Source organism: Desulfobulbus alkaliphilus (genome assembly GCF_016918545.1).
Taxonomy (GTDB): domain Bacteria; phylum Desulfobacterota; class Desulfobulbia; order Desulfobulbales; family Desulfobulbaceae; genus Desulfobulbus; species Desulfobulbus alkaliphilus.
Window position 1 is genome coordinate 121,453 of the sequence record NZ_JAFFQC010000003.1, and the last position, 15,305, is coordinate 136,757.

Consider the following 15,305-nt stretch of genomic DNA (forward strand, 5'->3'; position numbering starts at 1 on the left):
CATTCAATTTCGATACCCCCTTCCTTCCAGACCGTTGCCGGATCAGGACAGAAAATGATTCCTGAACGGGTATGTCTCCGGCCCTTGATAAACAAAATCCGTACAAGCCAGCCCCCGGGGACCTTCTTCAAAAAGGTCTTTTCTTTGTAACCGAAAATCAAACCAGCGCTCTGGTGTGATATGTGATCCCAGAAGTCGTTTTTGCAGGTTACTGGTTCTTGCATTCGATTCTATTGAAACAGTGAAACGATTTTTTGAAATTCAGGTAATGTGAACATACAGTCAGAATGAAGTGCATAGCCAGAATAGCCGGAAACAAAAAACTTTAAATCAAAGTGTTGATTGCTTGCAAACGCTTGCATTTTTGGATCGGTGATGATGTCTAACAAATTTTTACTACGTGGATTGCAATTAGCAAGAATAAAAATAAATTCTGGCTTAAGATCTCTATTCAAAGAAAAATCTTCAATATCTTTATTTTGTGGTTTTTTGTAATTTATCAATCCAAGTTCGTACATATCTTTAAATTGTATCTCTATATTTTCAACGATTGAATCGTATATTTCTTTGTTAGAAACCAGAGAATCCATATCTTGAATATGCTTAAGCATACCAGATTTTCCTTTCAATGCATCAATACTATATTTCATTTCAAAAAAAACAGGTTTACAATTTTTTAATATTTTACGGTCTTTTGAAGATATTTTAACTGCAGACATATCAAATCGAGCGTTATGTGAAGACAATTCTATGTCTGTAACGAAATATTCTGTTTGATTAGAAATATTTGATCTTGTATTCTCTCTAACAACAAGTTGTTGAAATTCACGCTCTGATTTTTTATTTTTTTCAAAATATGAATCCATAACTTCTTTGATAGTTGAAAATGATTTAGACCATAATTCAGCGTCATTACTACTATCAATATCAGATGAAGGAAGATTTATACTAAATCCATTCTTGTTGTAATTAGTATCAAAAAATGCCTTATATTTTTGTGAATGTTTATTTCCTGTTATTCTAAGTAAATTTCCACCTCTATAGTAAATATTTATATAATTATCTCTGATGCAAAGAAGAAGAGTGTTGTCCCTTTGAATTCTTTCCAGTATAGGATGAAGTGCCCCATCATGATCAATCAGGCTTTTCATAAAACCAGGAGATAACTTCCTCATTTTGTACTTGCTCATTTTATACCCCTTTGTGTTTGATACTACTTGATACCAAGGGTACCGCTGGTTCGGTACATATGGGAGGGGTGAACGGTTAATCAAAATCAGCAGTTCCCGCTTTGCAGGAATAAGATTGAGATTATGATTTTCTTCAATTTCATTTAAGTCCGGCCTGTCCATGAGCTTTTTCAACAGGCAACTGGTCTGTGTCAATGTGCCTGCTACCCGTCAGTCGTACTCATATGTTGGACAGTATTGTTTTTCAGTTTTTCAAACGGGTGTTGAAGGTCTCATTCTCTATCCGCCAGCGGGCGCGATCGCAGCGCATGATCTCCATGACGTTGTCCGGGGTGATTTCACGAGCTGTGACCCAACTGAAGCGGTTGCGGGCCTTCAAATCCCCTGACACTCTCCTTCGCAGCGGGTTGACACGCATTACAGAAACCCAATTGCCTTCTTTTGCCCAGGATCCTTCATCCCGCATTCCTCTGTCAACGCCCGGATGAATGCTCCCGCGCCTTCAATGGGACGAAACCGGTGTTGACGGGCCACCACAGCAAAATCTCCGGGCGTCAACCCATGCAAACTCGCCAGGCCCCGCAACTGGTTTGCATCCGCTTTTGCAATGCCAAGATGCAGGCAATGCCTCTCAAGCAAAACACAAGATTGATCAATGGTGAGTGCATCGAATCTGATTTTCAAATCAAATCGCCGCATCGCCGCCTGGTCGAGGCTGTCGATCAGGTTGGTGGAGGCAACAAAAACTCCGGGGAACCGCTCGATCTGCACCAGCATCTCGTTAACTTCCGTAATCTCCCAGACCCGTTGAGAACGCCGGCGGTCCTGAAGAAAATTGTCCACCTCATCGATTAGCAGCAAGGCCCCTTCTTCCTGGGCCTCGGCAAATGCACTGGCAATATTCCGTTCCGTACCTCCCACGTACATATCAAGCAGGTCGGAGGCTCGCTTGACAACAAGTGGCAGACCAAGTTGTTCCGCAAGCCAGTAGCCAAAAGCGGTCTTGCCCGTTCCTGGAAGACCATGAAGGCAGAGACGCCCCGACTTCGCTCTTTTGAGTCCTTCTGCGACTGCGAGCAAGTCTGTGTCGGCATTGACCAGAGCAGGATCGTAGACAGCCGGGAGTGTTTCTTCTTTATTCGTCCCGTTCAGCTTGTGTCCCTGTGCTCGAAGGGTGCTGTGAATCAGTTGTTCAACCGCCATCGGGATATAATTCAGCGGCAGTTGCTCTCGGATGCAGTGTACTACCGACAACGCTCGACTGACCACGGCAGGCGCTAGATGTTCGTTTGTGGCCAGGTGGAGAAACTGGTCGCCGGGCAAAGATAAATTCTGACATGCCTGCAGAATGATCTGCTCACGCTGGCGTTTAGGCGGCACCGTCAATTCTATAATCATATTGAAGCGGCGGATGAAAGCGTTGTCAAGGCAATGCACTGAATTGGAGATCCAGATGGCAGGAACCGTGTTTTCTTCGAGCATCCGATTGATCCAGGCTTTGTTATGCATACCCGAATTATGATACGATACACCGTTGCCCGTGAAGACATCCTCAACTTCATCAAAACAAATCATGGTGCGCTGCCCGACAAAAAAACACTGAGCCGCCCGAAAGGCTCGCAATCTCCTGTTGCCGTTAATCGGATCACCGTCTTCATCCTCACTGCTCACCTCGAACAGGTTGGATTGCATCTCTTTTGCCAATAGCCTCGACAGCTCACTCTTTCCGGTTCCGGGAGGACCATAGAGCAAAATGTTCGTGCCTCGACGGTGGTTGGCCAAGGCATGTTGCATGAAAGGCAGCAATACCTTCAGCTCCGGTTCAATGTGGGCGAAATCCTCAAGCCTCAAGGTGGTAGGTTTCCCCGGCAAAATGATGTCGCGTAGCATGAACAAGGGGTCGACATCTGAATAGCGGAGATTGTTGACAAAATTGTCGGAAAGTACATTGAATTTATCTTTGAGGGAGCTATAGGACTCAGGGTTTATGGTCAGTAAACCTGAAGAGGCTAATGGTCCACGCGCGGACAAAGCATCGCGAACATTTTTTACTGGTATTTTCAGCAGGGAACTTAAGACCCAAGACACTCTGTCGGATGAAAACATTACGCCCAACAGGTCGCCGGCAACGTCAAGCAGATGATCGGTATGAAATAGAATGGCCAACTCCAGAATACGACTATCGGTTTCGGAAAGGCCGAGCATGGATGAAAGCCTGGTAATATTGGTGGATAATTGCTCGGGTGGCTTGGCTCCGGCGAGGGTGTTTTCATATTTCTGGTAGACTTCTCGTAAGTGAATACGGACGGCTTTGGTAGTAACATCTGCAAAATCGTCGTTGATCCATTCGGGAGCCCCGAAGAAATTAGCCCATAGATCCTCCCGAAATCCCTCGTCTTTAATGAATTTTTGCTGCCCACCCAGCGGCACGAACAATCGCACGACCCATAATTTGACAAGATCAGGAATGTCCAACGCTATACTTGCTTTGGAAGAATGACGTAATTGACGTAGGCGCATAGATAACCTCCCTGGTGGCTGTTTACTATCATACTACCACCAAGGTGCGTCATATTATGTCGCGAACAGGTGCCATCTTATAATAAAATCCGTCAGGGACATCTACTGTACTAACCAGCATGGCTGGATCAGGTTGGCCAGCCACAACGGACAATGAAAGGTCGGTACTCCGGTATGGTGCCGCCACCGGAACCAATACTTTCATATAAAAAATTAAAAGGTTGAAGCTTTTTTGTCGAACATTCAGGGAATAGAGGAGGGCGGTTCTGAGGGGAAGAAGGGAGACCAATAACCAATCGAAAGTCTCCAAATAGATTGTAAAATCATCGTAATTGTGCCTTACACCTATCAATTTCTCTGCCTAAACGCTCAAGGACTTCACCGACATTAATGTCTCCACGTCGCCGCCGGAAAGAATCTGCCAGCCGGCATGCGGCATCGATCGCGGAGTTTGCCAGTAGAGCAGGGACCCGAATATTTGTGGTACGTCCTACTGCTGGCAACGCTATATCAAACACCAGCTCATCCTGTATCTCCTGCAGGCTCGTTACGGAAAGGTTATAGACCGGTACCATGTCGCCGCTGTCAAACTGCGTCGTGAGCCCTGCAATTTTCGAGTAAAAAGGATCATCCCCGTTGATGTCACCAGAGGAAAGCAGGCGGTGGGCAATATATAGGGAAAAACGCTGTTGTGCCAGGGCTGCCCGTCTGTTGTATCGGGCCACCTGCTCAGTAGCTCTGATCGGTCCGCGTTCTTCCGCCAGTATTCGCTGGAGTGCAGGTAGTAGGTTACCGGACGCCTCATCAAGCAGAGCCGCATCATCCTCGGCCAGGACCAACGACTCCGTTTCGGCCAGGGAGCGTATCAAACGGCAGCCATGAGCATTTTTTGTTGTATCCTCCAGTACAGCATAGCCCACCATTTCACCACCGATGCCTTCGCTCTGAACTTTTAGCCGGCGAACACTGTCCGGCAGCTTAAATTGTTCCACCATCTCAAGGATAGCGTCAAAGATTGGGTCACCATAGGAAGCAAAATGGATCGACCGTGATTCCCCGGGTAACCCTTTATCGTACAGGTCCCGATCTACGGTCAGCAGCGAGTCGTCGGCAACACCAGTTATCCCTTTGATCGTCATCAACCGACCATCCGCAGAAACTTGACAACCAAGGCCACGCAAAAAGGATGATTCAGTCAACACCTGCCACATCTCCCCTAGACTGACTGGCGAGGGAACCGCTCGATGCTGCTGTCCTAAACGAAGATAGATGTCGTACAGGTCCTGGGCTGGTATCTCCATGCTCGCGGTTCGCTGTTGTTGGATGATAATGCGGTCTCTGGCCTGGGCCTCCAACTCTTGCTCGGTCAGAGTTCCGTTGGCCAGTAAACGAAAATCCTCCTCGGTAATCGGCAGCATGGAGATTTGCTGACTTCCGACCACCCCGGCAGCTTTTTGCAAGCGCTTCATCAATCGGCCATACACGGTTTCTTCGACCGAACCGGCATAGCAGAGATTAAGTACGAAAATCTGCTCAAACTTCTGCCCGATACGGTCAATACGTCCAATCCGTTGCTCCACCTTCATCGGGTTCCAGGGGAGGTCGAAATTGATCAGCATGTCAGCGGTCTGCAGATTGAGGCCTTCTGCCGCGGCATCAGTGCACACCAGCACGTCGATCTCTTCACGCATGAACCGTTGCTTGATAGCATCCCGTTCAACCGAAATCATCTTCCCTGTAGCGGGCGCGACATACGAACCGCCACGACCACTATAGGTGCCGATCAGCATGGTCGGATCAATCCGGCGCAACCGTGTAACAATATCGGTGAGGGTATCGAAGAACCTGGTGAAAACGACGGTCTGCTTTATCCGCCCACCAGGCTGCCTGCGACTGTCCATGACATCAAGAAAGGTCTGCATCTTGGAGGGCATCTCATGCAGGTCACCCAGGGTTTCCAACAATTGCTTAAGCTGACGCTGCTCCCATCTCAGGTCCTGTTCCGTTCTATTTTTCAGGAGGGTCTCAATAACTGCCCCCTCACCATCTTCATCGTCGGCATCCACATCATAATCTTCGAGCTGTATTTCGCTCGTCGGCTGTTGAAACGATGCCAGAGTGGCGGCGACCCGTTCCAGCCTTCGCCGTATGGTTTCGCGGATGGCGTACAGACTGGAGGCAAAGCGTAACCGCAAAAGACTCAACAGGAACTTCAGGTTAAACACCGACGATTGGTCTTTAGTGGCAGCCTGCATCTGCCGGGCAAGGCCCTCGCAATATTCTTCTAATTTATCGTAGGCCTGCTGCTCCAAGGTCGTGAAGACAATGCGAGGGATGGGTAGAATCTCCCGTTTGGCCAGATTGGCGTTCAGACGTCCCTGGCTTTTATAGATTTCAAGCAGGGCTCGGGTATGGCGCAACATAACCCGGGACAGGGGAGCAGCAGCGAAGATGAGTCGGCGGATATTGACCAGGTCTCGGCCTCGGGGGAGTCGCCCCTGTTCGAGCCACTGCCTGGAGCAGGCACGGATACGACCATCAATGACAGCATTCTCCATATATTTTTGGAGCAATGGATCCTGCAAGCCAACGGCATTGATCACCCGACGCAGAAACTGCCATTCTTCATCGCGCACCGGTTGATTATGCACCAGGCGGCCGAGGATATCATAATACCCCCAGGTCAAGGTCGGATCATCCTGAAAAGAACCAACCCTATCACTCAGATGGATCAAATCAAACACCTCGATCCAATCAAGCTGCATCGGGGTGGCCGTGGCCAACCACAAGGCTTCACTGCGCTTGCGAACTTCATCCCGGATAGTGGCATACAATCGACCATAACGGGGTTCCTGGCGACGGTTGTCTGCGGCGGCAGGATTCTGGCGACGAGCGTAATGGGCCTCATCAACCAGGGCGATGTCAAAGCGACGGGAGGCAGCGATGTCGTTGCGCCTGTCCTTTCTAGCCAAGAGCCCGGTGGAGACGATACAGAAGTTGGGTTGATACAGGCCGGTGGCAGCCGCCACACGCTCCGCCGGGAAAAGGTATTCATGCCGTATCGACGCCCCAGTCAAGGCACGGCCAAACGGAAGGAGAAATTTTGTAGCCATTTCCCGTTGCCACTGGATGGTCAGGCTGGCCGGCGCAGTAATGAGGACCCGCCGGGCCAAGCCGGAGAGCACCAGGGAACGGATGGCCAGACCCGCCTCAATGGTTTTGCCCAGGCCGACTTCGTCGCAGAGAAGGAAACTGTAGGGCCAACTCTCGATCAATCGCCGGGCCACCACCTCCTGGTGAGGCCAGGGGCTGACCGGAGCGGTTTCCATGCCGACATAGCGACCACCCGGTAAACGTGGGCCATCCTTGATCAGGGCGAAACGGAACCGTTCCAATGGAGGCGGTGGCAGCAACTGCGGCCGAGCCGCGCTGTTGCCGTTGATTTCCACCGGCATGTCGATGCCCTCGGCCAGTCGGATCAGTCGCCTGCGGACCGCCTCGGGCAGGGGTACTACCCGCAAATAGGGGCAACGGTCTATCCACAGCTCTGCAAAATCCTCCTCCAGCCGGTCAGTGCGTTCCCGTTCCAGATCGTTCCACCAGTCTGCATGGACCTCGATATTTTCTGCATTGAGGACCAGTGCGGTTTTCGATTCGTTCAACGAACCGGAGATAGACAGACGATTGCCGTGACCATCACGGAAGACCGCCCACTTCTCATGGACATAACCATCACTGACATCATCAAAGGACAGCGGTTTGCTGGTTTCGCAGTGGACGCGAAAAGCCACCTGCACATCCAGATATCCCTCAGCCACCATCCAGGCCAGGAGTTGCACGCCGCGGGTTTCATTTTCCGGCCACAGGTCGCTGCCCTCCAGCCGTTGACTCAACCGCTCCTCCAATCGCCGGTTGTTGCCTTCCAGGATGGCGACAACATCTTCCAGCGCAAGATCAGCGCCCACCACCAGCCGCATGCGTCCCTCCCGGCCGGTCAAGGCGGAAAACCCCTGGGAGGCAATGGCCAGCGATGAGGAACGGAAATATCCGGCAACCCGGTCGTACTCCACAGCCCGCTGAAGAACCGGGATGTAAAAATCGTTGAGGATATCGGTGGGTCGACCGTCCTGGTTGCGAGTCGAGGTGCGATAGGAGGGCTGCCAAGGGACATCCTTGAACGAGAGCCCATCTTCTCTATATTGATCCACGGCAGCTTCCTCTGTCCTCGCCACTTGTTCTGTCCTCTCAGCTCAGGCCGAAATGCAGTTCTCTGGCCTGCCGGCGCATGGTTTCGTCGCGTACTTCCTCGGCCCAAACATGGAGCAGGTCAATGAGCAGGTCCTTTTTCGTGCTGGCCTGCCGTTCCAGATAGGCCCGGGCAACCGGCAAATCCCCCCGATCGTAGGCCATCAGCAGACCATGGAGCAGGTCCCATTCAGTCTGTGGCGCCTCTCCAATGCGGCGTTCATCCCGTTCATGGGGTGCGGCCAAACGAAGCTTGGAACCCTGGCGGACAAGTGGTGCGGCAAAGCCCTGTTCCTCGGCGCGGGCTGCCAGCCGTCGGCCGGTGGCGGCACTGGTGTTGATGCCGATGAAGCGGCCGTTGGTCTGGTAGTTGCCGGGCCTGGTCTCCAAGGAGATATTGAGGGATTTGGACAGGTTGAGGGCCTCGTCATACGGGAAGGCCCCCAGACCGTAGATGCCGAACAGGGTTAAGGCCATGGCCGCCTCCGGGGCCAGGTCATCCACTTGCAGACGGCCGCCGGTGATGCGGGCGATCTGGTGGGCTGCTACCACCCGCGAAGCCTCGTTCATGGCCATGACTGGGCCGACCACCTCGTCACCATCCATAACCGGCCATTGCTCGGACAGAACTCGCAAGGCGCGACCGTAGGAAGCGACCATCTCATCCACGGGATTGAGATTGAGAGGGGCAAATTCTGTCAAGCCCTCGACAACGGCCTGGCGGATACGCTGGGCCACGCCGGTGCCGCCGAAGCCGGTCCAGAAGGCGGGTTCGGTGGAGTGGCTCAGGCGCTTGCGGCAGGTGATGAAGATCGAGCTTACAGCTGCGGCCATTTCTTTGTGATGAATGTCAACAGTAGATTCCGACTCAACCGGCATAGCGGCGGTGATATTCCAGCCGTGTTCAATAAGGGCATGGGTCAGGGTCTCCCAGGCTTCCTGGCTCTTGTGGGTGAACATCATGGTCAGTAGACCGTCCTCCTTCACCACCCGGCGGCATTCGCCGAAAATTTCACCCATGAATTGTTCATAGGCGACCTTTGCCTTGGCCGCACTGCCATCCCGGTCCGGGTTGGCCACCGCCTCTTCCTTCTTGTTGGTCAAGCGGCGGCGGAAATATTCCGGGTAAAGGTCGGCAAGGGTTCGTCGCTGCCAGACATAGAAATAGTCAGATAATTCGGCGTACTGCACGTTGTTGTAGTAAGGAGGATCCATGCAAACCAGATCCACACTGGCATCACCTACCTTATCTAAGTGTGCAGCGGTGCCGTTGTGGATGGAGACATCTGGTTTAGCTCCTTCTCTATAGATCAGCTCAGAGATTCCTTTATAAGCATCAACTATTTGTGCGATTCCCCACGCTATACCAGAATTCTGGCCGACCATAATCAACTCGCCAAAAGTCCACTTAAATGAATAATCGTGGCGTGTGAAAGTATGGGCAACAACGCCTCTACTGGCATGCCATAAAGTCTGCCGACTATTGTAGTCCAACCCCTTATCGATGGCGAACTGGAGATAGGTCACTACCGCCCGGCCTCGATCCTCGCCCAACTCCCTGAGGATTTTCGGTTTGAGCCGATTGAGTTCCTCTACCAGGGTGAGGTGCCCCAACAATTGACGCGGGGTGAACATGTCGCACCAGCGAGTCATGCCAACTCGAATGGGCTCCCTTGTTTTATGCGCAAGGGGAATACTTTCATTTGGAATCAACCCGACCGCATCCCATCGTTCCCAATTCTCCTGCAACCGCTGTTCAGCCAATTGCAGGGCCTGGAGATCGACCTCGTTGGCTGGCCGGAAATAACGCACCTTCTCAGTTTTTATCTCCCCCTTTTTGGCACCGCTCTTGTAACGCTGGGGTTGACCATCCTTATCCAGCTTGGGCTGAAAGCGGACCGCCACCACGCAGTAGAGGCGATCCTGCCATTTTCCATATTCGGATTCTCCCCGGGCCTGTCGCTTGATTTCATCGGCCTCGATGGCTTGGCGACAATGAATGCAGGAGCCAACGGCCCGGTTAACCGTGGCAAAATTAGGATCCTCACCGTTGGGACCGCGCCCCTTGTGTACCCGATACGTGGTAAACTGAACGGTGCCACCTCGTTCCTGGCCATCAGTGGTGAGACGAACACCCCAGCCTTTGCCCTCCTCCTTGGATAACCAGCAGGTGTTCAATAGCGGTGCCTGGCCGCCACAATGGGGGCATGTCACTTGGCGACAGTAGAGAAAACCATCCAGTGTTTCCTCAAGATAATTTTCCAAAACACCTGAACAAGCCGATAGGTAATCATTCAGAAAAAGTCGTTCCTGATCAGGAATTATTGATGCGGGGAAAAGGTCGATCAACTGATCAACCATTTGGTCACGGAGCCTGTTACCCCAATGTTCAATATCGTCGGCAAGCGAAGGGCCAAATCGCATTGGATATTCTAGGGTGGCATGAAGAATAACCGTGGCCACAGGATTTAACTCATTGGCAATGACTTTATGCCCCAAACGAAGTGCCTCAAAAGGTATAGATCCCCCCCCGGAAGTTGGGTCTAAAACAGTGAAGCTACTCAGAGTGGATATTGGCTGGGCATTGGCATATGCTCTCGAATATCCATACTTGTCGTCCGATGTTCGCAAGTTATGAGAGTTTTCCCACGTAATACGTTCTTTTCCCCATGCCGGATCAGCCGCCACCATCCGTATCGATAAAGTCTCTCCCTCCTCAGGCCAAGGTTGGGGAATCGGTTGCGATTCCTCCCGCCAACGCACCAGGACCGGATCGTTGAGTAGACTGATATCAGCCGTAACCAACTGCTCAATGGTGGCCCGATTTTCGGCCCGCCGGGCCTCCTCGTCGGCCAACAGCTTGAGAACCCGCTCGTCCACAGGCAAAACCTGACTACCATCTGCAGCAACCTGGATCCTGTCAAGCACCCGACCGGTCAACACCCACTGCGTACCATGAACGTCAACCAACGGTTTTTCTATCCCCAACTGGCGAAGAAACCATTGCGGATCCGTATCGGCCGGCAACAAGGAGGCGAGGATAGCAGCCCGGCTGGGGGTCAATGGTCGCCGCGCCCACCAGACATGGAGAAAATAGAGTGGTGGCAGGGCAGAGCTTGCGCCCCGCTCCCGCTGAGTTTCCGCTCCCACCTGATGGCAGGGGAAACCGGCCTCGATCAGTCGTGTATCATGCTCCATGCTCTCTGTTCTCTCGCTCTGTTATCTATTGGGTTTTCCATTGACAACGACGGTAATTGTATCGTAAAAAAAGGGAAATCATCCTGTCGGCCCTGGTCGGCAGTCCCCGGTTGCCTGCGCGCCGGGTTTTTTTCGTGAGGCATCCCGTGACCATGAAACTCGTCTCCAATCCTGGTGCCTCATTGATTGCCGAACGCCCCAAGAAGTATACCCCGGCCACTTAATATTTGTTGCGCAACTCCTCCAGCATGGCCTGCAGGGCCGGGTCGCCCCCGGTACCGCTCAGCATCACCTTCATCCCAGCCAAGGCCCAGCGATTGGCAGCCGGGGCAAAGCTGGTCATGCGTGAATACCAATAGGCCGCTTCCTCCCGGGTAAATCGGTCAATACGTCGAGCAATCAATTCCACCCGGTCCACCTCCTTGATCCGTTCCTGAAGTTTGAACAGCAGTGCCAGTTTCACCCCGGCCTCTTCATCCAAAGGGAGATTGCCACGAAATATAAGTTTGGAACCTTCCAGATAGCGGTGCAACTCCAGGGGAATGCCCTGCCGATCCTGAACCCGTGCCACCATCCTGCGCACCACCGGCAGACAGCGGCGCTGCGACTCACCGTAGAGGGTGCCTCGCTCCTTGGTGATACTGCGTGGCGCGGTCAATTGGCCGGCATCAATCCGGTCCTCAGCGGCAATCCGCTCTTTGATTACCATTACCGGCCCGGTCTTATCGCTGTGTTCCGTTATCCGTAAGACCCATGGTGCCTGCCTGAGTTCCGGCTGCACCCGGGTATGGTATTCCTGGGCGCGCTTGCCGGACCCGAATGTTGCAGTGGGTTGCTTGGTCATTGTAGTCTCTTCTTCTACGTGTATTTTCTGTACGGTCAGGTACCTTTACGGAGTTCCTGCAGAAAGGGGCAGGTGTCGTCCACGTCGTCAATTTCCAGGTAGACCGTTGTTTCAGCTGTTGCTGTAGCCACACCATCAAGCACTTCAAACAGTTCCGCCAAGGTCTTCATATCAGCAGGGGTGAGCTTCTCCAGGGAGAGACGGAGGCGGCCACCGCCGGGGAGTACAAGGTCGGCCATGTCGAGCAGGTCTATATTCGATTTTCCGCCCCGGTTGTAGAGGGAACCAAGACGCCTTAATAGAGGCAGGACCACCTGGGCACCGTGCTGGCCACTGAGGCTGAATCGTTCTTTCTCACCAGTGACCCACCCCCTGGTTGCCGCCTCAGCCGGAGTGACCAGGACGTCCTGCTCTGTTGGCGTATAAAAAACCGCTGCGGTGCCACTGTACATCTGTGCTGGCTTGGTATCCTGACCCACTTCGCCCTGGTGGGCGACCGCTTTGCTGGTTTTAATAAGCTCACTGAGGGTATCGATCACCATTTTGCGCGGAATTTCTCCGTGCCGTTCGATAACGGTGTCGATCACTTGGGCGACCTGCACATCCTTTTGTTCATTGAGCACCCCGGCTACCCAGGCTTTCACCTTGGTCAGATCCGGTCCACCATCGCCAAGCCAGTTGCGAATTTTGGCACCTTCAGTGGTGATTAGGGAGTAATCGCGCATCAAATCCAGGTTGAGCGGCAGGTCGCCGGTTTCCTGGCTGTAGAGTTCCTCCGGTTTGACATTCTCTTCGTTGCCCATCTGGAACAGGCACCAGAGACCGCGGGAAACACCGGCGCGAACGATCTGGTTGAGTAGATCGGGACTGTCGAGAATCGGCCAGGTACGAATGCAGCAGAAATTTTTGCGGAGTTTCTGCAACGAAACCGTGTCACGCTGAGCACTGAAAAAGAGCTTGGACAGGCCTTTGAGCTGGCTTTGCCCGAGATGTTCAGCGGTAATCAGCTCGCCTTCTTCAAGCAGGATCTTGCGAATCTGTTCAAAGACCGGGACACCGCCTTCGCCACCGGCGGTACGGATTTCCTTGCGGACAATCTGTCCGCTGGCTGATGGGAACCAGAGGTAACGATAACTTTGCGTGACCGCTGTTTCCAAGGCCTTCTCTCGTTCGGTAAAACGCTGGCGGAAACCATCATCGTCCAGGCTGCGGGGCGTAATGCCATGGGCATCCGGGTTGGTTTTCAGTTTGATCATAGCCAGTACGGTCCGTGCCATATCGCGCAGCTTATTTTTCGCCTGCTCGGCTTGCAGTCCAGCACCGCCAAACAGACTCATGGCCTCCACCGACGTCGATATGACCGCGGTATCCGGGACCAGCAGGAATACCAGATTTTGCTGAATGCGGGGTGCGTTGGCACCCACGGTGGTAACGCATTGTTCGACAGAGAGATTATCAGCCTGGAGGGCAATAATGGCCAGCACAGGCTTGCCTTTGTTGTCCGGGATATGCTCCGGAGCGGTCACATCATGCTCAACCACAAAGGTTTTGTTGTCCTTGGACACCACTTTGCGGGCGTAGATGTTAAGCCGTTCATCGATCTCCTGCTGTTGCAAGGATTTACGGATACGTGCCAGGACGATATTGACCGACGGATCAAGGCTGGCAAAATAGCGGCCCTGGCTGGAGCGAAGGTAATAGGCGCTGTGCTCGATCTCCTTCAGCGCTTCGGCCACCTGGGAAGGTGTCAGGCCAGGAAAGGAAGTGGCGAACATGGCATCCTGTTCAGACAGGCCAAAAAGGTTCGAGGCGATGCCCTGGTCTTGGCCAACCAGGCTATTGAGGAAAATGGTTTTCCAGGTGTATTCATACAGTGGCCAACCGTTGGGATGGGGATTTTTCAAATCGGCCAGTTCGGCATTACTCTTGCCCCCCTCCACCCCACTGGTGTCGACACCACCGACATCCGCATTGAGCACCGGATAAAGACCTGCGCTTCCAGTCCTGTTGATCAGCTCGGTGATCGTGCGCGCCTCTCGCAGATTAAAGTGGCAAGTGTGGATCATGGGTACGTCAACCTGTTTAGCCCAGAGGTTGCGCACTGCCAGGGTAAGTACACGGAGAACTCCGCGGGTCCCTTGAAAATCTTCTGATGCGGCGAGCTTGTGGTTGAGAAAGTCGATCAGTGTCGGGTGAAAGGGGTAGTGGGAAATCATTCGTTCCCGGTATTCTTCCCGCGTAGCATGGCCTGGGAGGAGGGATTGGTTTTTTGCGTACAGTTCCATGTATTCCCCAGCCGCGCTGCGGGCTACTCCGTCGTCGATCCGGGTGAAAAGACGTTTCGCCAGCACCCGGGAAATTTCCGCCGCCTGCACGGGAACAACAGCAGTCGCATCCCTGGCGATAACACTGGCAACCCCTTTAGTTGCCTTCTGGCTGATGGCCAACACGCCATCGCTGTCGATCTCCATACCGGTGACTTTGGCCAGCATTTTTCCCAGTTGGCTGGTCTGGTTGGCGAAGGCATCGGAAGCAGATGCCAGGGTGAGGAGAATGGCGATTCCGGGATTACGCCGGGCATAGCCGTGCAACCCCATGAGGAAGGCGGCCAATTGATCGGCACCATCGGGTCGAGCTGCCTCCAGGCGAGCAGCGTACTGGGCCAGTTCATCGAGCATAACCAGGACCTTCTTCTCCTGGAATACGGTGGCAAAATAGTTTTCCCCGGGGGCAGCCATGGAAGTGGCGATGTCTCCGATTTGTCGATACAGCGATTCGCCCCCAACCTGAAAGGCAATCTCGCCCCACAGGGTATAAGGTATCAGCTCGGCGCCTTGAGGCTGATGCACCGGAATACCATCGCCAGCAACGCCGACCACATGGATACTCCCCGGTGATTGCAGGTTGGCCGGGTTGACCAGGTCGCCGGCAACATCAATCAATTCGTTGCCTTTGAAGGCCAAGTGGGTGCAGGCAATGAGGGTGTGGGTTTTGCCACCACCAAAGGCCGTTTCCAAGCGATGAATGGCAGGAACGCTGTTGTCGCCGGCGATTCTGGCAAAGACATCACCAAGAACGCTTTTCATGCCATCGGTAGGATAGGTAGCCTCACCGAAAAACCGGTGGGCGTCGGTGTACAGCGAATGCAGACTCACCGTTCCCTGGCGATAAAAGGAAATAACCTCGCTTAGAGATGCGGTGAAGATCTCGGGGTTGAATGTTCCCGTAATGATATCCTGCCGCGGTTCACAAGCCGTTAACACACCCATGTGTCCCTCCAGGTTGATGCAAATGGAAAAATCAGTGTT

General features: G+C 52.9%; 7 protein-coding genes. All 7 read right to left on the reverse strand.

Going from position 1 to position 15,305, the window contains the following annotated elements; translation table 11 throughout:
- Window positions 1-230 precede the first annotated feature (230 nt).
- Window positions 231-1,352, reverse strand: a complete 1,122-nt coding sequence (locus JWG43_RS02700) for a hypothetical protein (RefSeq protein WP_205241269.1) — start codon at window positions 1,350-1,352, stop codon at window positions 231-233.
- Between the two features lie 82 nt (window positions 1,353-1,434).
- A complete protein-coding gene (locus JWG43_RS02705) occupies window positions 1,435-1,581 on the reverse strand; it encodes a hypothetical protein (protein WP_205241359.1) in 147 nt (48 codons plus the stop codon).
- A 26-nt stretch (window positions 1,582-1,607) separates the two neighbouring features.
- Entirely contained in the window at window positions 1,608-3,665 is a 2,058-nt protein-coding gene (locus tag JWG43_RS02710) for an AAA family ATPase (protein WP_205241270.1), read from the reverse strand.
- A gap of 368 nt (window positions 3,666-4,033) precedes the next feature.
- Window positions 4,034-7,918 (reverse strand): helicase-related protein, encoded by a 3,885-nt coding sequence (locus JWG43_RS02715; protein WP_205241271.1) that lies wholly within the window; start codon window positions 7,916-7,918, stop codon window positions 4,034-4,036.
- Window positions 7,919-7,955: 37 nt separating this feature from the next.
- Window positions 7,956-11,153 carry a DUF1156 domain-containing protein gene (locus tag JWG43_RS02720; protein ID WP_205241272.1) on the reverse strand — a complete coding sequence of 1,066 codons (3,198 nt, stop codon included), beginning with the start codon at window positions 11,151-11,153 and terminating at the stop codon, window positions 7,956-7,958.
- A gap of 220 nt (window positions 11,154-11,373) precedes the next feature.
- On the reverse strand, window positions 11,374-11,997 hold the full coding sequence (locus tag JWG43_RS02725) for a DUF7680 family protein (protein ID WP_205241273.1): 624 nt from the start codon (window positions 11,995-11,997) through the stop codon (window positions 11,374-11,376).
- A gap of 35 nt (window positions 11,998-12,032) precedes the next feature.
- The gene (locus JWG43_RS02730; RefSeq protein ID WP_205241274.1) at window positions 12,033-15,266 is read right to left on the reverse strand and encodes an ATP-binding protein; all 3,234 of its coding nucleotides are present in this window, start codon (window positions 15,264-15,266) and stop codon (window positions 12,033-12,035) included.
- Between the last annotated feature and the right edge of the window lie 39 nt (window positions 15,267-15,305).